15 protein-coding genes and 1 pseudogene are annotated in these 18,926 nt (G+C 72.2%); 9 read left to right on the top strand and 7 right to left on the bottom strand.

Translation table 11 applies throughout. The features are described 5' to 3' along the window. Positions 1 to 7: 7 nt before the first annotated feature. Positions 8 to 847 (bottom strand): class I SAM-dependent methyltransferase, encoded by an 840-nt coding sequence (locus ACZ4WS_RS21295; protein WP_467982530.1) that lies wholly within the window; start codon positions 845 to 847, stop codon positions 8 to 10. Between the two features lie 70 nt (positions 848 to 917). On the opposite strand from ACZ4WS_RS21295, the gene ACZ4WS_RS21290 reads away from it, so the two are divergent. The 3 genes from ACZ4WS_RS21290 (at position 918) to ACZ4WS_RS21280 (ending at position 7,638) form a co-directional block, all read left to right on the top strand. Further along, positions 918 to 1,511, top strand: a complete 594-nt coding sequence (locus tag ACZ4WS_RS21290; RefSeq protein WP_467982529.1) for a TetR/AcrR family transcriptional regulator — start codon at positions 918 to 920, stop codon at positions 1,509 to 1,511. Between the two features lie 142 nt (positions 1,512 to 1,653). Then, on the top strand, positions 1,654 to 6,030 hold the full coding sequence (locus ACZ4WS_RS21285) for a hypothetical protein (RefSeq protein ID WP_467982527.1): 4,377 nt from the start codon (positions 1,654 to 1,656) through the stop codon (positions 6,028 to 6,030). A 78-nt stretch (positions 6,031 to 6,108) separates the two neighbouring features. Continuing rightward, positions 6,109 to 7,638 carry a helix-turn-helix domain-containing protein gene (locus ACZ4WS_RS21280; RefSeq protein WP_467982525.1) on the top strand — a complete coding sequence of 510 codons (1,530 nt, stop codon included), beginning with the start codon at positions 6,109 to 6,111 and terminating at the stop codon, positions 7,636 to 7,638. A gap of 40 nt (positions 7,639 to 7,678) precedes the next feature. Here the strand turns inward: ACZ4WS_RS21280 and ACZ4WS_RS21275 are convergent, their stop codons facing one another. The 3 genes and pseudogenes from ACZ4WS_RS21275 to ACZ4WS_RS21265 form a co-directional block, all read right to left on the bottom strand. Further along, positions 7,679 to 7,939 (bottom strand): molybdopterin dinucleotide binding domain-containing protein, encoded by a 261-nt coding sequence (locus ACZ4WS_RS21275; RefSeq protein WP_467982760.1) that lies wholly within the window; start codon positions 7,937 to 7,939, stop codon positions 7,679 to 7,681. Between the two features lie 95 nt (positions 7,940 to 8,034). Beyond that, positions 8,035 to 8,172, bottom strand: a pseudogene (locus ACZ4WS_RS21270) (12-oxophytodienoate reductase); the annotation flags it as partial. Between the two features lie 121 nt (positions 8,173 to 8,293). After that, positions 8,294 to 8,725 carry a DUF6299 family protein gene (locus tag ACZ4WS_RS21265; protein WP_467982523.1) on the bottom strand — a complete coding sequence of 144 codons (432 nt, stop codon included), beginning with the start codon at positions 8,723 to 8,725 and terminating at the stop codon, positions 8,294 to 8,296. 311 nt (positions 8,726 to 9,036) lie between these two features. Here ACZ4WS_RS21265 and ACZ4WS_RS21260 point away from each other — a divergent pair, with 311 nt between their 5' ends. Further along, entirely contained in the window at positions 9,037 to 9,231 is a 195-nt protein-coding gene (locus tag ACZ4WS_RS21260) for a DUF5999 family protein (RefSeq protein WP_467982522.1), read from the top strand. Positions 9,232 to 9,247: 16 nt separating this feature from the next. Here ACZ4WS_RS21260 and ACZ4WS_RS21255 read toward each other — a convergent pair whose 3' ends face one another. Continuing rightward, on the bottom strand, positions 9,248 to 9,646 hold the full coding sequence (locus tag ACZ4WS_RS21255) for a RidA family protein (protein WP_467982520.1): 399 nt from the start codon (positions 9,644 to 9,646) through the stop codon (positions 9,248 to 9,250). After that, entirely contained in the window at positions 9,643 to 10,836 is a 1,194-nt protein-coding gene (locus tag ACZ4WS_RS21250) for an acyl-CoA dehydrogenase family protein (RefSeq protein ID WP_467982519.1), read from the bottom strand. Before ACZ4WS_RS21250 ends, ACZ4WS_RS21255 begins: the two co-directional genes overlap by 4 nt. Before the next feature lie 139 nt (positions 10,837 to 10,975). Between ACZ4WS_RS21250 and ACZ4WS_RS21245 the strand changes: the two genes are divergently transcribed. The 5 genes from ACZ4WS_RS21245 (at position 10,976) to ACZ4WS_RS21225 (ending at position 16,492) form a co-directional block, all read left to right on the top strand. Next, positions 10,976 to 12,772, top strand: a complete 1,797-nt coding sequence (locus tag ACZ4WS_RS21245) for an AMP-binding protein (RefSeq protein WP_467982517.1) — start codon at positions 10,976 to 10,978, stop codon at positions 12,770 to 12,772. Positions 12,773 to 12,787: 15 nt separating this feature from the next. Further along, a complete protein-coding gene (locus ACZ4WS_RS21240; protein ID WP_467982516.1) occupies positions 12,788 to 13,675 on the top strand; it encodes a PaaX family transcriptional regulator in 888 nt (295 codons plus the stop codon). Positions 13,676 to 13,788: 113 nt separating this feature from the next. Continuing rightward, complete coding sequence (gene cysC, locus ACZ4WS_RS21235; protein WP_467982514.1) at positions 13,789 to 14,340, top strand: adenylyl-sulfate kinase; 552 nt, start codon at positions 13,789 to 13,791, stop codon at positions 14,338 to 14,340. Then, positions 14,337 to 15,278, top strand: a complete 942-nt coding sequence (gene cysD, locus ACZ4WS_RS21230) for a sulfate adenylyltransferase subunit CysD (protein ID WP_467982512.1) — start codon at positions 14,337 to 14,339, stop codon at positions 15,276 to 15,278. The genes cysC and cysD overlap by 4 nt, the downstream gene beginning before the upstream one ends. Before the next feature lie 2 nt (positions 15,279 to 15,280). Then, positions 15,281 to 16,492: a sulfate adenylyltransferase subunit 1 gene (locus tag ACZ4WS_RS21225; RefSeq protein WP_467982511.1), complete on the top strand. Its 1,212-nt coding sequence runs from the start codon at positions 15,281 to 15,283 to the stop codon at positions 16,490 to 16,492. Positions 16,493 to 16,514: 22 nt separating this feature from the next. Here ACZ4WS_RS21225 and ACZ4WS_RS21220 read toward each other — a convergent pair whose 3' ends face one another. Then, positions 16,515 to 18,896: a bifunctional salicylyl-CoA 5-hydroxylase/oxidoreductase gene (locus ACZ4WS_RS21220; RefSeq protein WP_467982759.1), complete on the bottom strand. Its 2,382-nt coding sequence runs from the start codon at positions 18,894 to 18,896 to the stop codon at positions 16,515 to 16,517. Positions 18,897 to 18,926: the final 30 nt, after the last annotated feature.

Below are 18,926 nucleotides of genomic sequence, written 5' to 3'. Positions count from 1 at the left end.
GACCGCTCTACAGGGATGCGGCGCCGGTGCGCGCCGCCGCGACCGCCACGGTCGCGTACCGCGCCGTGAAGTCGCCCCCCATCGCGTCGACAGCGGCCCCGACGCCCTCCAGCACCTCCGCGAGGCGGTCCGGCGGGAGCTGGGTGAAGACGCCGTGGGTGAGCAGCTGGTCCAGCCACGCGTCCCGGGTGTAGATCCGCTCCCAGTCGAAGCGCCACTGCTCCGGGTCGGTGAACCCGCCCACCTCCCGGATCCCGTCGGCGGCCTTGGTGAACAGCGCCTGGTACACCTCCAGGGCCGGTTTTTTCGCCATCGCCCGGAAGTCGAACGGCGCGTCGGGCATCACCCGCCGGTAGACCGCGGCGAAGGCTTCCGCCGCCTCGGGCGGAAGCTGGAACACATTCCAGAACGGTGCCAGCAGCCCGCCGGGCCGCAGCACCCGCGCGGCCTTGGCCGCTCCCGCGACCGGGTCGATCCAGTGCCAGGCCGTGCCGGCGACGACCGCGTCGAATTCCCGGCCGACCGGATCCCAGGCCTCGAACGTCGCCACGTCGGCCTCGACGCCGAGCCGCCGCGCCAGGTCGGCCATCCGCGCGTCGGGCTCCACCCCGAGCACCAGGCGGCCGGCCGCCTGGAACTGCCGGGCGGCGATGCCGGTACCGCAGCCGACATCGAGGACGTCGGGCCCGGGGGCGGCAGCGACGATCCGGTCCACCATGGCGTCGGGATAGCGGGGCCGCGTCCGTTCGTAGCGTTCGGCGTCCGCGCCGAACGACTCGGCTGTCCGCCGGTGTTGATGGGGCTCGTTCCCAGCGGAACGTGATCGCTCCGGAGGTATAGTGGGCATGTGCCCACCATAGTGGGCGGTCGCCCACTCATCAACGGGCGGAACCGGCGAGGAAAGAGGGATGTGCGGGATGCCGACAGGGGTGGCCATGCGCGACGCGCGCCGGCAGCTGTTCGACGCCGCCGAGCGCGTCCTGCTCCGGGACGGGCCGAACGCGCTGACCAGCCGGGCGGTCACCACGGAGGCGGGCTGCGCCAAGGGCGTCCTGCACCGGCACTTCGCCGACTTCGACGCCTTCCTCGCCGAGCTCGTGCTGGACCGCATCGGCCGGCTCGGCGACCAGGCCGCCGCCCTGCGCGAGTGCGCCGGGACCGGCTCCGTCGCCGACCACCTCAGCGGCGCGCTGACGGCCCTGTTCGAGTCGGTCGCACTGGCGATCCTCGGCCTCGTCATCTCCCGGGACGACCTGCGCGCCCGACTGCGCCCGGCCACGCCCGTCGGCGTCCCCCTGCTGACGGAAGCGACGGCCATGATCGCCTCCTACCTCACCACCGAGCGCGACCTGGGCCGTATCGCGGCGGATGCCGACGTCGACACGCTCGCTCCCACACTGGTCGGAGCCGGGCACCTGCTGTTCGCCGACCGGGACGGCACACCGCCGGAGGCGGAAGCCGTCCGCAGGATGGTGACCACGGTCATCGCGGGCGTCGTGCGACCGAGTTGAGTCAACGGCGCTGTCGCCGTTGCCGGTTGCGGGATCCCATGTGATGGAGTGTGCCCGTCAGTTGGTCACCGCGACGACGGTGACGTACACAGACGACGTACGCGCATGGCGTACGCAGGCGACGTGCGCAGGGGGACGATCCGTGACGGCGGACGCGACGACGAGCGGCTACGACATCCGGGGGGCGCAGCTGCTCGCCCTGCTGGTCTCCGGGTCCGAGCCGGGTGAGGCCGGACGGATACGGCGGCGGCTCGGGGAGCAGGAGCCGCGCTATATGACGTGGGTGCCCCTGTCCCCCGAGGCCCGGGCGAACGCGGCCCGGGACCCCGACCCGCTGGTGCGCCGCACGCTGGTCAGGGCCGACGGGGTGACCCAGGACGATCTGGCCGCGCTGCTCGAGTGCCCGGACCCGGTCGTCGACCGGCAGGTGTACGAGCACCGCTGTGCACGGTCGTGGATGCGCCGTCTCATCCTCATGCCGGGGCGCCACGCGGACCCGGCCGCCCTCGCTCCCCTGCGTGACCGGATCCTCGCCACCCAGCGGGAGTTGCCCGGCATTCCGCACTTCGTGGGCGCCGGGGTGGTCAGCGACGTGCCCGAGGTGGTCGAGCACGCGGTGCGCGTGTGCGGCACGGCGATGACCTCCGCCGAGCAACTGCGCGGCGTACTGGGCCTGTTGGCACACCCCGACCGGCTGCGGGCCCTGCTCGACAGCGCGGACGCGCCGCTGCACCCCGCCGTCGCCGGCCTCGCGCGCGCCGCGCTCGGCACCGACGGCGCCCAGCTGCGGGCCGCCGTCGCCACGGCCGAGGGCGCCGAAGGACTGGTCGCGGGACTGCGTGCCGGTGAGGCCGAGCCGCGCTGGCGCCGCACTCTGGAGTGGGACGCGCTGCTCACGGCCCACCGCTCGGACCCGCTCCCGGAACCGGCCGTACGTTTCCTCGCCAGGCGCCCGGACTGCCCCGAGCCCGTGCTCGCCGAGCTCTACCGCACCCACCCCGCTGTCGTCGTGCACGTCGCACGGCCCTGCTCCGCACTGGTGCGAGCGGCCGCCGAGACCCCGGGCCATCCCGAACTGGCCCGGATCTGCGCGGCGTTGGCACAGAGCGCCGACGCACGGCCCGGCACGCCCCCCGCTGCCGCCGACGCCGCTCTGTCCACCCTCGTTCTCGACACCGTCGCCCCCGCCCGCACCGCCGCCACCGCCCTCGCGGAGCTCGGCCCGTCCGCGCCCCTGCGCGAGCTGCTGCACAGCCGCCTCGGCGCCGACCCGGGCCGCTGGGCCACGCTGCGCACCACCCTGTCCCGGTACAAGGGCACGCTCGCCGCCCTGCTCGACGCCCTCGCCGACGGCTCCGCGCCCGCGGGGTCGGCCAAGCCGCCCGCGCTGACGAAGCCGTACCGCTTTCTGCTGTACGCCGCCGCACCGGACGATCTCAGCGGCCTGCTGCCCCACCTCCCGGACGATCTGCTGGTGGCGCTGCTCGGCAAGGGCTCGCTGCCCCCGCATGCCCTGGACACCGCGCTCGCGGCGGGCGATCCGCGCGTGGCGGCCGCCGTCGGGGGCAATGTCGCGCTCGGGGCGCGCGAGCTGCGCCGGCTCACGGAGCTGGACGAACCGGCCGTCAACGCGGCCGTGTTCCGCAACCAGAAGGCCACGCTGTCACTGCGCCGGGCGATCGCCTCGGGCGTGCCGCGCACCCCGGGCCGTACCGCCCCCGTGCCGCTCGACGCGGCGCTGCGCGCCGCGCTGCTGGGCGACACGGACCGGCATCTGCGCACGCCGCTCGTCACCAGCGGGGACCCCGAACTCGTCCGCCACGCCTGGCCGTTCCTCAGCGACGACGGGCGGCACTACGCCGTGGCGCGGGTCTGGGAGCGCGGCGGAGCGGAGGACGTGCGCCGGCTGCTCGGCCTGTTCCCCGAGGACGCCCGTACGCATCCCGTACTCGAACGGGCGGCTGTCACGGACGACTTGAGCCGGTTCAAGGAAGGACTCCGCCCGTTCGACGACCCGGACGCCCTGCCCGCCCTCCTCACGCAGCCGCGCGGGCGCAACGCCACCCGGCGTCTGGTGCAGACCCTGGTCCACGAGCCGTACACGTACGACTTCACGCGGCTGGTCGCCGCGCACGACGGGCAGGGCATCCAGCCGGAGCCCCTCGCCGAACTGCTGCGCCACGAGGACGTCGACGCGGCGGTCCACGAAGCGCTCAGCGCGGTGCACGGCAACCAGTGGCCCTGGCCCGGCACCACGGACCACGGCACCGATCCGGTCGAGTTGCTGCGCACCGCCCCGTACCCGGGCCCGCGCCAGTTCACCGGCGCGGTCGAGCGCGGTCTGCTCGGACCCGAGCGGCTGATCGACACCGCCCACCCCGCCCGCGAGACGCTCGGGTCGTTGCGCGACGTCGACGACGACGTGGCCGTGCGGGCCCGCCGGTATGCCGCCGGACTCGTACGGGAACACCTCGCGGGCCACCCGGAAGGTGCGGTCGTCGCGCTGCGCCTCCTGGGGACGTACGCCGGGACGCTCGCCGAACTGATCGAGGTGGCCGCCCAGGTGGCGGGTCCCCGGCCCGACGCGGCGGAGCTCGCCCGCCAGGACGCGCGTGAACTCGCCGCTGTGGAAGAGCAGTTGAGGCCGGTCCCGGCGGCTCCCCGGCCCCGGCTCGCCGAGGGCGAAGAGCGCGCTCTTCGTCAGGAGCTGGAGCCCCTCTCGAGCCTGGCCGCGGCCCATCTGCTGCGCACGCTCGTCCCGGGCGCGCCCGTGCCCACCGACCGCGGCGTCCTGCGCGCCCTCGCGAACGCCTTCCCCTACAGCGTCCCCGGCATCGCCCGCCCCGACTGGCTGGTCGAGGCCTGCGCCGCCCACGGCTCGCCCGGCAACGGCGAGCGGCTGACCCCCCGGGAGCGCAGTCTCCGCCCGCTCTCCGACATGGACAGCTATCGGCACGGGTTCGTCGCGCCGCGCGAGATGGCCGCCCGCACGCCCGCACGCGAGATGAATCCGGTGCCCAAGGAGTGGCGCCTGCGCAAGGCGCACGGGCCGCAGCTGCGGGCCGCCCGCGCCCTGGTCGCCGAGCGGCTCGGCACCGACACCGGGCGCTGGCTGCGCGCCCTGGCCGCGATGGACGAGGGCTGGGCCGACCGGCCCCTCGGCGAGGTGCTCGACGAGGGCGACGCCGGGCAGGACGCCACGGCCGTCACCCCCCTCGGCGGGCGGCTCCTGCTGCACGCGGACGTCGCCGCCCTGGCCGCCGTACTGCCGCTGCTCGGTTCCGGGGCGGCGGTCGCGCTGACCGAGCACGCGTGCGCGAGCGAGTACCTGCCGGACGAACTCGTCGCGTACCTCTTCGCCTCGGACGACCGGGCCGCGCTGCTCGCTCTCACCCGCTCGTGGCGCGAGCTGTACCGCGACTGGGAGCTGCGACTGCGGCTCCTCGGCCTGGACGACCCCGCCGTCAACGCGGCCCTGTACGCGAAGGCCAACAACGGCCCGGCCGCCGTGGCACTGCGTCAGATGATCCTCTCCCGCCGCCCGCGCGGTCGCGTCGCCGAGGGGCCCGACGACCTCGTGCCGCTCGCACCGGAGCTGCGCGACCAACTCGTGACGTCGTCGTTCTACTCCAAGGGCTGGGAGTACCTTCAGCGCGTCCAGCTCGAAGCCGCCGACCCCGAGATCATCGAGCACGCGCTCGCTTCCTGGGGGCAGCGGCGCCCGCTGCTGGATCATCTGCTCGCCGCGCGCGCCTCACTGAGGTACGGCGGCCCGGACCATCTGCGGGCACTGGCCGAGCGGGGGCTGCTCAAGCCTGCCGCGGCCAAACTCGTCGTCAGGGCACTGGACTCGGCCGACCCGGAAGCCGTGATCGCCGCCCGACTCGACCGTGAGCTGGGGCCGGAGCGGCTGGTGGCGAGGCTGCGAGCCTGCACGGAGTACAACGAGGAGGACCGCGTCCTCGAACTGCCCTATGTGCGGGATTGGGACGTACTGATCAAAGAGCACGAAAAGGATCCATTCCCCCGCAAGGTGTGGCGCGCGCTCGGTGAACTGCCGGACGCGCCCGCCGCGGTCACGGCGACAGCCATCACGAGCTGGGAACAACTGCGCAATCGGGCACTTACGGGACGAAACCCCGACTGCGCCCGCGCCGCCGTGGCATGCCGCTCCCGCGACAACGGGATGCCCGCGCGGACCAGCCTGTTCGACTTCCTCATCGAAGAGAGCCTCATCACAGGGACGGACCTCGTGCGGCACGCCGCCGGTGCGGCGGGCGTCCTGCACTACCTGGCCGAAGGCGCCGTACGCCGTGAGCTTCCCGACTCCGTCCGCACCGCCATGCGGCAGGCGAGGGAGGAAGTCGCCGAACTCGCCGGGAAGCTGCTGGGCACCGACGAGCGGGCCTGGCGGCGGCTGTTCGCGGCGTTGACCGGCGAGGACATCCACTGGCTCATGCCCGGCTGCCCCACCACCGTGGCCGCGCTCCTGGAGCACAGCGCCCGAACTCCCCTGTGACCGGCCTGTGGTGGCCTCCCTTACACGGAAGGACGCGCTCCGTTTTTCTTTATCTCACAGACGATATACGGTCGCGCCATGGCAGACGACTACCTCGTACGCATCGGCAAGCTCATCCGTGACGCCCGGCAGCACCGGGGCTGGACACAGTCGCAGCTTGCCGAGGCGCTCGGCACCAGTCAGAGCGCCGTCAATCGCATCGAGCGCGGCAATCAAAACATCAGCCTTGAGATGATCGCTCGAATCGGTGAAGCCCTGGACAGTGAGATTGTCTCTCTGGGGTACGCGGGTCCGATGCATCTGCGCGTGGTGGGCGGACGTCGCCTGTCCGGCTCGATCGATGTCAAGACCAGTAAGAACGCGTGCGTGGCACTGCTGTGCGCGACGCTCCTGAACAAGGGGCGCACGGTGCTGCGCCGCGTCGCCCGCATCGAAGAGGTGTACCGCCTTCTGGAGGTACTCGGTTCCATCGGTGTCCGCACCCGGTGGATCAACGACGGGGTCGACCTGGAGATCGTGCCCCCGGCCGAGCTGGAGATGGAGGCGATCGACGCCGAGGCCGCTCGTCGTACGCGGTCCATCATCATGTTCCTCGGCCCGCTGCTGCACCGCATGGACGGTTTCAAGCTGCCCTACGCGGGCGGTTGCGACCTGGGGACGCGCACGATCGAGCCGCACATGATCGCGCTGCGCCGCTTCGGCCTGGACATCGCCGCCACCGAGGGCCTCTACCACGCCCAGGTGGACCGCTCGGTCTCCCCCGGCCGCCCGATCGTGCTGACCGAGCGCGGGGACACCGTCACCGAGAACGCGCTTCTGGCCGCCGCCCGCCACGACGGTGTGACGGTCATCCGCAACGCCTCCTCCAACTACATGGTCCAGGACCTGTGCTTCTTCCTGGAGGCGCTGGGCGTACGGGTCGAGGGCATCGGCACCACCACGCTCACCGTGCACGGCGTGCCCAACATCGACGTCGACGTGGACTACTCGCCGTCCGAGGACCCGGTCGAGGCGATGAGCCTGCTCGCCGCCGCGGTGGTCACCGAGTCGGAGCTGACGGTGTGCCGGGTGCCGATCGAGTTCCTGGAGATCGAGCTCGCGGTCCTGGAGGAGATGGGCCTCGATCACGACCGTACGCCCGAGTACTTCGCCGACAACGGCCGTACCCGCCTGGTGGACCTCACCGTCCGGCCCTCCAAACTGGAGGCGCCGATCGACAAGATCCACCCGATGCCGTTCCCGGGCCTGAACATCGACAACGTCCCGTTCTTCGCGGCCATCGCGGCCTCCGCGCAGGGCAAGACCCTCATCCACGACTGGGTCTACGACAACCGCGCGATCTACCTCACCGACCTGAACCGGCTCGGTGGACGCCTCCAGCTCCTCGACCCGCACCGCGTCCTCGTCGAGGGCCCGACCCGCTGGCGCGCCGCCGAGATGATGTGCCCGCCCGCGCTGCGGCCCGCCGTGGTCGTCCTGCTGGCCATGATGGCGGCCGACGGCACCTCGGTGCTGCGGAACGTGTATGTCATCAACCGCGGCTACGAGGACCTGGCCGAGCGGCTCAACTCGATCGGCGCGCAGATCGAGATCTTCCGGGACATCTGAACGGGGTGACCAGGGGCTGCCGCTGTTGTGCGAACCCTGCTCAGGGAGGGTCCCCCGGCACCTCCGGCAGCACCTCCACGGCCTCGATCCGCACCCGGTTGTCGTGGAATATGGCGCCGCCCCCGTAACCCGAGTCCTCCTCGGGGACGGTGGCGTTGACCGCGCTCCCGCCCGGGGAGTGCTTGGGCCAGCGGCCCTTGGTGGTGAGGACGACGCCGGGGGAAGTGCGGTCGGTGAGGCGGGCGGTGGCGTGGAAGGCGCCTGCTTCACTGCGTACCAGGACCGGGGCGCCGTCGGTGATGCCGGGCCCGCCGTGCCGTCGGGGTGCAGCAGCACCTCGGGGGCGCCCGCCCTGCGCATCAGTTCGGGCTTGTTGTCGAACACCGTGTCAACGGTCCGCTCAGCCGCCGCGGCGGCCTCGGCGTAGGCCGCGACGACGTCGATGTCGGTCTGGGTCATGGCCCGGCCGGTCGGTGTGCCGTCGACGGCCATGCCGGCGGGGCCGATGCTCGTGGCCTCGGGCACGGGGGGCGAAGCCCAGATCCTGGTCCACGACGCCCACTCCACGTCACCGACCAGCTGGACACGGCCATCGAGCAGAACGGCAAGGGCGATCTCGCCGCTCTGCTCGCGGGCGGAGACATCTGGACGGTCGTCAGCTCTCGGTGACGACGATGTCCTGCTGTCGGGTCGCGTGGAACTTCGGCAGCGGGAGGCCGCCAAAGCCGGGGCTCAGTTCCATCAGGGTGGCCTCGACGTGGGCGTTGCCCGGGGTGACGGTGCCGGGCGCGCGCTTCTCCGAGTTGGTCCAGCGGTGCTCCACACCGTCGCAGACCGCCGAGGTGCCGCCGATGCCGTGGTGGACGCGAGGGTCGCTCTGCGACACCGACGAGGACACCAGCACGGGCCCCGTACCGCTCAGACAGCGGTAGGTGCCGGAGAGCGTGATGGTTCCGTCGGCCGCGACATGGCCGGTCGGGTCGACGGTCACCTCTTCGTTCGAATCGGACAGGGCGACGGCGGACGGGGCGACGAGCAGGAGCAGCGCGGCACCGGTGGCCGCGCCGATGACCTGGCGCAAGGACATGGGAGTACCTCCTGGAGAGGGGCCGGGAAAGGGGCAGGAAAAAGGCAGCTCCACAGGTACCGGTCCGGTGGCCCGAGGGCGGTGATCATCACCCCTTTGGTGGCGAGTCCGCACGTTCCTTGGTGGCGAATCCGCTCCGTCAATGGTGGCGAGCCCGCACCGTCCGTCTTGGGGACGTCCGAGTGTTGTCCGCGTGTTGTCACGCTTCACGACCGGCTGTTCCGATGAGTTCGCCGCGCGCGCATGGTCTATTCATGCGAGGGCGACGACAACGCCGCCGGCACTCATCGCATCCGACGTGGAGGTGCGCCGTGTGTTCCCACCAGTCTTCGTGCCAGTCCGTTGACAGCAGCGTCCCGCACATCGTGGCGGCCCATCCCGAGCAGGGCTGGAACCTCCTGTGCAACGGCGCGATCGTCTTCGACGACACCGGCGAACTGCTCCCCGACGGCAGCGTGATCGCTCCGCACCGGGTGTTCGTCGAGCAGCTGGCCGTCGCGGCCTGACCTCTCCGCCCGGCCCTTACGGCAGCACGGCGAAGCCGTCGAGTTCGACCAGGGCCTGTTCGTCCCAGAGGCGAGCGGCTCCGACGACGGCCATGGCGGGGTAGTCGCGGCCCGCCAACCGGTGCCAGATGCGGCCGAGTTCGGGAGCGTGAACGCGGTAGTCGGCGACGTCGGTGGCGTAGACGGTGACCCGGGCCAGGTCGCCAGGGGTGCCGCCGGCGGCCCGCAGGGCGGTCAGCAGGTTCGTCAGCGCCCTCTCGAACTGCTCCGGCAGCGTCTCGCCGACCACCTTCCCGTCCGTGTCGAGCGCGGTCTGGCCCGCCAGGAAGACCACACGGGTGCCGGTCGCGACGACGGCATGGGAGAAGCCGGTGGGCGGGGAGAGGTCGGGCGGGTTGACGCGCTCGGCGCTCACGGCGCCTCCACGGTCTCGGTGCTCACGGCGCCTCCACGGTTCTCGGTGCTCACGGGCCCAGTAGTTGCGGAACCTCCCGTGGCGTACAACTCCTTCGCGATGACCGCTCGTTGGACCTCACTCGCCCCCTCGTAGATGCGGGGCGCACGGACCTCTCGGTAGAGGTGTTCGAGGAGATGACCGCGGCGCAGGGCGCGGGCTCCGTGCAGTTGGACCGCCGCGTCGACGACGTACTGGGCCGTCTCGGTCGCCAGCAGCTTCGCCATCGCGGCTCGCTTGGGTACGTCCCCAGCCCCCTCGTCGTACGCCGCCGCGGCCGCGTACACCATCAGGCGGGCCGCCTCCGTGCGCAGCGCCATCTCGGCCACCTGGTGGGCCACCGTCTGCAGGTCCCTCAGCTTGCCGCCGAACGCGTCCCGACCGGCCGTGTGGGCGAGGGTCGCGTCCAGGGCCGCCTGCGCCATGCCGACCGCGAAGGCGCCCACGCTCGGCCGGAAGAGGTTGAGGGTGTGCATGGCGACCCGGAAGCCGCGGTCGGGTTCGCCGAGCACGTCGTCCGCCGTCACCGGTACGGCGTCGAAGGCGAGGGCGCCGATGGGGTGCGGCGAGAGCATGTCGAGCGGGGTGCCGGTGAGGCCGGCGCGGTCGGCGGGGACGAGGAAGGCGGTGACGCCACGGGCCCCGGCGTCGGGGGTGGTCCGCGCGAAGACGGTGTAGATGTCGGCCTCGGGGGCGTTGGAGATCCAGCACTTCTCACCGGTGAGCCGCCAGCTTCCGGATCCGTCCTTGTCCGCCCGCAGCGCCAGCGCCGCCGCGTCCGAGCCCGCGCCCGGCTCGCTGAGAGCGAAGGCGGCCACCGCGGTGCCGTCACAGACGCGGGGCAGCCAGGTCTCGCGCTGGGCCCGGGTGCCGTACGCGTGGACCGGGTGCGCGCCCAGGCCCTGAAGGGCGAGCGCCGTCTCGGCCTCCGTACAGGCCTGGGCCAGGGACTCACGCATCAGGCACAGGTCGAGCGCGCCCGAGGTGAACAGGCGGGCGAGCAGGCCGAGTCGGCCGAGTGCGGCGACGAGGGGGCGGTTGACGTGGCCCGGCTCGCCCTTCCGGGCGAGCGGACGGAGCCGCTCCGCGGCCAGCGTGCGCAGCTCGCCACACCAGGCGGTTTGCGTCGGATCGAGCGAGAATGCGGTCATTGCCGGTCCTCTCTCCCCTGCCGGGACGCGCATCAGGGCCTGCCGGGTTGCACCCCCAGGCTATCGCGGACCGTTGACTGTCGTCACCAACACGATACGCTCCTGGTGCGAGCCCACCACGACAAGGGGGCGAACCGCCATGGACCCCAGGGACACCTTGGAGCCGACCGAGCCCACGGACCCGGCGCAGCCGCCGGTCTCGGCGCACGTCGACCCCTTCCCCCGCGACCACCTCCCTCCCCCCGAGCAGTGGCCCGAGCTCCGCTTCGATCTGCCCGAGCTGCGCTACCCCGACCGGCTCAACTGCGCCGTCGAGTTGCTCGGCCACGCCCGCCCCGAGCGCCCCGCCTTCCGTACGCCGTCCGGCGACCTGTGGACGTACGGGCAGCTCCTCGCCCGCGTCGACCGGATCGCCCATGTGCTGAGCACCGAGCTGGGCGTCGTCCCCGGCAACCGGGTACTGCTCCGCGGGCCCACCACACCCTGGCTGGCGGCGTGCTGGCTGGCGGTCCTGAAGGCGGGCGCGGTGGCCGTCACGGTGCTCGCGCAGCAGCGCCCGCACGAGCTGGCCACGATCTGCGAGATCGCCCGGGTGACGCATGCCCTGTGCGACGTACGGTCGGTCGACGACCTCGTCAAGGCGGAGATCCCGGGGCTGCGGGTCACGACGTACGGCGGGGACGCGCCCGACGACCTGCTGCTGCGGATCACGGGCGCGCCGGACGAGCCGTTCGCGGCCGTCGACACGAGCGCCGACGACGTCGCGCTGATCGCGTTCACCTCGGGCACGACCGGTCGTCCCAAAGGCTGTATGCACTTCCACCGTGATGTGTTGGCGATAGCGGACACCTTCTCGAAGCATGTGTTGCGGCCACATGAGGACGATGTCTTCGCGGGCAGTCCCCCGCTCGGGTTCACCTTCGGGCTCGGTGGTCTGGTGATCTTTCCGCTGCGGGTCGGAGCCAGTGCCCTGCTGCTCGAACAGGCAGGGCCCAAGCAGCTGTTGCCCGCGATCGCCGAGCACCGCGTCTCCGTGCTGTTCACGGCGCCGACCGCGTACCGGGCGATGCTGGCGGAGCTGGACGCGCACGACACCGGGTCGCTGCGGCGCTGTGTGTCCGCGGGCGAGAACCTGCCCGCCTCGACCTGGCGGGCCTGGCACACCCGCACCGGGCTGCGCATCATCAACGGCATCGGCGCCACCGAACTGCTGCACATCTTCATCTCCGCCGCCGACGAGCACGTCAGGCCCGGCGCCACGGGCGTTCCGGTACCGGGGTGGCACGCGCGCGTGGTCGACGATTCCGGCGAGCCCGTGCCCGACGGAGAGCCCGGACTGCTCGCCGTGCGCGGCCCGGTCGGCTGCCGCTATCTCGCCGACGCGCGGCAGCGGGAGTACGTGCGCGACGGCTGGAACATCACCGGTGACACCTACGTCCGCGACCCCGACGGCTACTTCCGCTATGTGGCCCGCGCCGACGACATGATCATCTCGGCGGGGTACAACATCGCGGGCCCCGAGGTCGAGGACGCGCTGCTGCGTCACCCGGACGTGGTCGAGACGGCGGTCGTGGGGCGGGCCGACGAGGCGCGCGGGCAGGTCGTGGTGGCGTACGCGGTCCTGCGCTCCGGCGCGCGCCAGGATCCGGAGGCGCTGCGCAGCTTCCTCAAGTCCGAGCTGGCGCCGTACAAATGCCCCCGCGAGATCGTCTTCCTGGACGCACTGCCGCGCACGGCGACCGGGAAACTCCAGCGGTTCCGGCTGCGTACGGACGGCAAGGACGACACCACACACGTCAAGGACGACCCCACGCAGGCCAAGGACGTCACCGCGTACGTCAAGGAGGGCACCCCGCACGTCAAGGAGGACACCCCGCACGTCAATTCCGCTTCCGTGGCAGGCGATGACCTGTCCACAGGCAGCGGTCCCAAGTGATCTTCGCGCACTAGAGTGATCAACGTGTCAGAGCAGCACGCCCCCCGGTCCCTCATCGTCACGTTCTACGGCGCGTACGGCCGCTTCATGCCCGGCCCCGTGCCGGTGGCCGAGTTGATCCGGCTTCTCGCCGCAGTCGGCGTCGACGCGCCCTCCGTACGGTCGTCGGTGTCACGGCTCAAGCGCCGCGGGCTGCTCGAGCCGGCCCGCACGGCAGCCGGTGCGGCCGGGTACGCGCTGTCGCCGGACGCCCGCCAGCTGCTCGAAGACGGCGACCGGCGGGTGTACCCGGCGGTGCCCACTGAGGACGACGGCTGGGTGCTCGCCGTCTTCTCCGTGCCGGAGTCCGAGCGCCAGAAGCGGCATGTGCTGCGCTCGCGCCTCGCCGGGCTCGGCTTCGGGACGGCGGCCCCCGGGGTGTGGCTCGCCCCGGCGCGGCTCTACGAGGAGACGCGGCACACGCTGGAGCGGCTGCGACTCGCTCCGTACGTGGAGCTGTTCCGCGGGGAGCACCTGGGCTTCGCGGCGACCGCGGACGCGGTCGCGCGCTGGTGGGACCTGGCCGCGATCGCCAAGCAGCACGAGGCGTTTCTCGACCAGCACGCGCGCGTGCTGCACGCCTGGGAGCGGCGCGCGGACACCCCGCCCGAGGAGGCGTACCGCGACTATCTGCTCGCCCTGGACTCCTGGCGCCATCTCCCGTACGCCGACCCGGGACTGCCCGCCGCGCTGCTGCCGCAGGACTGGCCGGGCGCCCGCTCGGCCACCGTCTTCCGGGCGCTGCACGGGCGGCTGCGGGACGCGGGGGCGGTCTTCGCGGGCGTGACCGAGCCTTCCGAGCACTCCGAGCCTTCCGACCACTCCGGGCACTCCGGGCACTCCGGGCGCTCCGATGAGGCGTGACCTCAGTCACATCAGCAGTCGCTAAGGGAACCCTCAGGCTCCTCCTTCACTCTTCTCATGTTTCTTACCTAGCGTCGTGAGCCGCACGCCAGGACAGGAAGAGGACAGCACGTATGACCACCACGGCAAGGGCTCAGGGAGCCACCGTCTGGCTCACGGGCCTGCCGAGCGCGGGCAAGACGACCATCGCCCGCATTCTTGGCAGTCGCCTGAAGGCCGAGGGACACCGCGTGGAGGTCCTCGACGGCGATGAGATCCGCCGTTTCCTCTCCGCCGGGCTCGGCTTCTCCCGCGCGGACCGCAACACGAACGTGCAGCGCATCGGCCTGGTCGCCGAGGTCCTCGCACGCAACGGCGTCCTCACCGTGGTGCCCGTCATCGCGCCGTACGCCGACAGCCGCGAGGCCGTCCGGGCGCGCCACGAGAAGAGCGGGACGCCGTACATCGAGGTGCATGTCGCCACGCCGGTCGAGGTGTGCAGCGAGCGCGATGTGAAGGGGCTGTACGCCCGGCAGGCGGCGGGCCGGCTCAGCGGGCTGACCGGTGTCGACGATCCGTACGAGCCGCCGCTCGACCCGGCGCTGACACTGGAGACGCACTTGCAGACGCCCGAAGAGTCCGCGGCGTCCGTGCACGCGGTGCTCGCCGCGAGGGGGCTCGTATGACCCAGACCGTTTCCGAGCCGACCCCGGCCGTGTCCGGGCATGCGTTCACGCTGTCGCACCTGGACGCGCTGGAGTCCGAGGCCGTCCACATCTTCCGTGAGGTCGCGGGCGAGTTCGAGCGGCCGGTGATCCTCTTCTCCGGCGGCAAGGACTCCATCGTCATGCTGCACCTCGCGCTGAAGGCGTTCGCCCCCGCGGCGATCCCCTTCACGCTGCTGCACGTGGACACCGGACACAACTTCCCCGAGGTCCTGGAGTACCGCGACCGTGTGGTCGCCGAACATGGGCTGCGCCTCCATGTCGCCTCCGTACAGGACTACATCGACCGCGGTGTCCTCAAGGAGCGCCCGGACGGCACCCGCAACCCGCTGCAGACCGTGCCGCTCACCGAGAAGATCCAGTCCGAGCGCTTCGACGCCGTCTTCGGCGGCGGACGCCGCGACGAGGAGAAGGCCCGCGCCAAGGAGCGCGTCTTCTCGCTGCGCGACGAGTTCTCCCAGTGGGACCCGCGCCGCCAGCGCCCCGAACTGTGGCAGCTCTACAACGGCCGCCACGCACCCGGCGAACACGTCCGCGTCTTCCCGCTCTCCAACTGGACCGAGCTGGACGTCTGGCAGTACATCGCCCGCGAAGGCATCGAGCTGCCCGAGATCTACTTCGCGCATCACCGCGAGGTGTTCCAGCGCGGCGGCATGTGGCTGACCGCGGGCGAGTGGGGCGGCCCGCGCGAGAACGAGACCGTCGAGAAGCGGCAGGTCCGCTACCGCACGGTCGGTGACATGTCCTGCACGGGCGCCGTCGACTCCGACGCGGTGACCCTCGACCAGGTCATCGCCGAGATCGCCGCCTCCCGCCTCACCGAGCGGGGCGCCACCCGCGCCGACGACAAGATGTCCGAGGCCGCGATGGAAGACCGCAAGCGCGAGGGGTACTTCTAGTCATGACCAGCACCACCATCGACACCCTCCGGTTCGCCACCGCCGGTTCCGTCGACGACGGCAAGTCCACCCTCGTCGGACGGCTGCTGCACGACTCCAAGTCGGTCCTCGCCGACCAGCTGGAGGCCGTCGAGCGCGTCTCGGCCAGCCGCGGCCAGGACGCCCCCGACCTGGCCCTCCTCACCGACGGTCTGCGCGCCGAGCGCGAGCAGGGCATCACCATCGACGTGGCCTACCGCTACTTCGCCACGCCCCGCCGCCGGTTCATCCTGGCCGACACCCCCGGCCATGTGCAGTACACCCGCAACATGGTCACCGGCGCCTCGACCGCCGAGCTGGCGATCATCCTGGTCGACGCCCGCCACGGCGTGGTCGAGCAGACCCGCCGGCACGCCGCCGTCGCCGGGCTCCTGCGCGTCCCGCACGTCGTCCTCGCCGTGAACAAGATGGACCTCGTCGGGTACGAGGAGAAGGAGTTCGACCGCATCGTCCAGGACTTCGCCGGCCACGCCGCCGAGCTGGACCTGCCCGGCTTCACACCGATCCCCGTCTCCGCGCTGTGCGGCGACAACGTGGTGGACCGTTCGGCGCGCATGGACTGGTACGAGGGTCCGGCGCTCCTGGAGTTCCTGGAGACCGTGCCGGTCGCCTCCGACATCCCGTCCGCCCCGGCACGCTTCCCGGTCCAGTACGTGATCCGGCACGACGAAGTCCGCCACTACGCGGGCCAGTTGGTGTCCGGCACGCTGCGCGTCGGCGACCGTGTCACGGTCCATCCGTCCGGCGAGAGCTCCGAGATCACCGGCATCGACGTACTCGGCAAGGACGCGGACATCGCGTACGCGCCCCAGTCGCTGACCCTGCGCCTGGCCGACCAGCGCGATGTCTCGCGCGGCGACATGATCACCGCAGGGCCCGACGCGCCCACGCTGACCCAGGACGTCCGGGCGGCCGTCTGCCATCTCGCCGACCGCGCGCTGCGGGTCGGTGACCGGGTCCTGGTCAAGCACACGACGCGGACCGTGAAGGCGATCGTCAAGGACCTGGGCGGCGCGGCCGAGCTGACCGCGAACGACCTCGGCAGGATCACCCTGCGCACCGCGGAGCCGCTCGCGCTCGACGACTACGCCGAGGTGCGCCGCACCGGAGCGTTCATCCTCGTCGACCCGGCGGACGGCTCGACGCTGACGGCCGGGATGGCCGACCTGTCCTGACCGTTCCTGACCGCGTACGCCCTCAAGTCCCCAGCGTGAGCCGGGGCTTGGGGGCGTCGGTGCGTCCGGTCTGCGGGCGTCGGCTGCCCGCGCGGTAGGGCATCGGCCAGGCGACGCCCGGACCCTCGTACCCCTGCTCGGCCGCCGCGTGCAGCGTCCAGTGCGGGTCGTACAGATGCGGCCGGGCCAGCGCGCACAGGTCCGTACGCCCGGCCAGGATCAGGGAGTTGACGTCGTCCCAGGAGGAGATCGCGCCGACGGCGATCACCGGGATGCCGGTCTCGTGGCGGATCCGGTCCGCATACGGCGTCTGGTACGAGCGCCCGTACTCCGGCTGCTCGTCGGCCACCACCTGCCCCGTCGACACGTCGACCGCGTCGGCGCCGTGCGCGGCGAAGGCACGGGCGATCTCGACGGCCTCATCCCCCGTGTTGCCGCCCTCGGCCCAGTCGGTGGCGGAGATACGGACCGTCATGGGCCGCTCCTGTGGCCACACGGCCCTTACGGCGTCGAAGATTTCGAGCGGGAAGCGGAGCCTGCGCGCGAGCGAGCCGCCGTACCCGTCGGTGCGCCGGTTGGTCAGCGGCGACAGGAAGCCGGAGAGCAAGTAGCCGTGGGCGCAGTGCAGTTCGAGCAGGTCGAAGCCGCAGCGCGCGGCACGCCAGGCCGCTGCCGTGAACTGCTCGCGGAGATCGGTGAGTTGGGCGCGGGACAGCTCGCGGGGTGGCTGGCTCCGCGGCTTGTACGGGATCGGGGACGCGGCCACGAGCGGCCAGTTGCCCTCCTCCAGCGGCTCGTCGATGCCCTCCCACATCAGCTTCGTGGAACCCTTGCGCCCCGCGTGGCCGAGCTGCAGGCCGATCGCGGTGCCCGGCGCCTGCGCGTGCACGAAGTCGGTGATCCGCCGCCAGGACTGGGCCTGTCGGTGCGTGTAGAGCCCCGCGCAGCCGGGCGTGATGCGGCCCTCGGCACTGATGCACACCATCTCGGTCATCACCAGACCGGCGCCGCCGAGTGCTCGCGCGCCCAGGTGGACGAGGTGGAAGTCGCCGGGGACGCCGTCCACGGCCGAGTACATGTCCATGGGCGAGACGACCACCCGGTTGCGCAGGGTCAGGCCGCGCAGCCGCAGCGGCGTGAACATCGGGGGCGTACCGGCCGGGCATCCGAACTCGCGCTCCACGCTCTCGGTGAAGTGCGCGTCGCGCAGCCGCAGATTGTCGTGGGTGACGCGGCGGCTGCGGGTGAGGAGGTTGAAGGCGAACTGGCGTGCGGGCTGGTCGAGATAGCGCCCGATGTTCTCGAACCACTCCAGGCTGGCCTGTGCGGCCCGCTGGGTGGATGCGACGACCGGGCGCCGCTCCTGTTCGTACGCGGCCAGCGCCTCGGCGGTCGAGGGTCGCTCCTGAAGGCAGGCGGCCAGCGCGAGCGCGTCCTCGACGGCGAGCTTCGTGCCGGAGCCGATGGAGAAGTGGGCGGTGTGCGCCGCGTCGCCGAGGAGGACGAGATTGCCGTGCGACCAGCGGTCGTTGACGACCGTACGGAAGGTGGTCCAGGTCGACTTGTTGGACCGCAGCGACCGCCCGCCGAGCGCGTCCGCGAAGATCTTGGCGCACTGCTCGACGGACTCCCGCTCGTCGAGGTCCTCGAAACCTGCGGCGCGCCACACCTCCTCGCGCATCTCGACGATGACGGTGGAGGCGCCGAATTGATTCTGCGGCCCGGAGGGCCTCGTTGAGGGGTGGTGGTCGGGCGACGGGCGGGAATAGGGGTAGCCGTGCAGCTGCATCACGCCGTGCTCGGTCTCGGCGATCTCGAAGCGGAACGCGTCGAAGGCGAAGTCGGCGGCGAGCCAGATGTAGCGGCAGTGGTGAGTCACCACATGGGGGCGGAACACATGGGCGTGCGCCTCGCGGGTGGCGCTGTGCACACCGTCCGCGGCGACGACCAGGTCGTACTCCTGGGAGAGCCGTGCCGCTTCGGGGGCCTCCTCCCGGAAGCGCAGCTCGACACCCAGCGAGCGGCAGCGTGCGTGCAGGATCTCCAGGAGCCTGCGCCGGCCGAGTGCCGCGAAGCCGTGGCCGCCGGAGGTGTGGCGCACTCCGCGGCGCACGATGTCGATGTCGTCCCAGCGGACGAACTCGTCCTGGAGCGCCGCGTACACGACCGGGTCGGCGTGCTCGATCCCGCCGAGCGTCTCGTCGGAGAGGACGACACCGAAGCCGAAGGTGTCGTCGGGGGCGTTGCGCTCCCAGACGGTGATCTCGCGGGCCGGGTCGAGGCGCTTGAGGAGGACCGCGGCGTACAGGCCGCCGGGGCCGCCGCCGATGACGGCGACACGCAGAGCTGCGCGCGGCCGCGCGGCCGCGGCCTTCGGGACCCGCGCACCCTCCGGCGGTCGCACGCCCGCTGCCACCTGCCGCCCGCGCCCGCC

The sequence above is a fragment of the Streptomyces sp. NPDC029292 genome (assembly GCF_055569295.1).
The sequence above is the reverse complement of the archived record's forward strand: the minus strand, read 5'-3'. Positions and strand labels throughout refer to the sequence as shown.